This is a genomic window from Prevotella sp. P4-119, assembly GCF_002251345.1.
Taxonomy (GTDB): Bacteria; Bacteroidota; Bacteroidia; order Bacteroidales; family Bacteroidaceae; genus Prevotella.
Genome location: NZ_NPJB01000018.1, coordinates 1 through 316, shown reverse-complemented (window position 1 = coordinate 316; position 316 = coordinate 1). Strand labels below are relative to the sequence as shown.

General features: G+C 39.6%; 1 pseudogene. It reads right to left on the bottom strand.

What is annotated here, in order from left to right:
- Positions 1 to 213: 213 nt before the first annotated feature.
- A pseudogene (locus CIK89_RS13770) lies at positions 214 to 316 on the bottom strand (DDE transposase); the annotation flags it as partial.

Sequence of the window (316 nt, the reverse complement as noted above, 5' to 3'; positions counted from 1 at the left end):
CTCAATATCAGTTATGATGAAGTGGTCAAGCACTTCCTTGGGCAGCACCATACGTGCCAACATTAGCAAACCTTTGTCTTCCATGATGCAAAGGTAAGCATTTCATATGAATCATACTCATTTACCCCTATGAAAAAATCTATTGAGCCTCATTTACCCCTATGAAAAATCTATTGAGCCGTAGAGTAGGGCTCACCCGATAAACCAGGGGGATTAAGCATATAGCTTTGTAAGTCTGAAAAGAAAGAACTTTATATCCGTTACTCCCCTTAAAGCAGCTCTAAACGCCTTAATTTTAGCATTGAATGACTCTGCA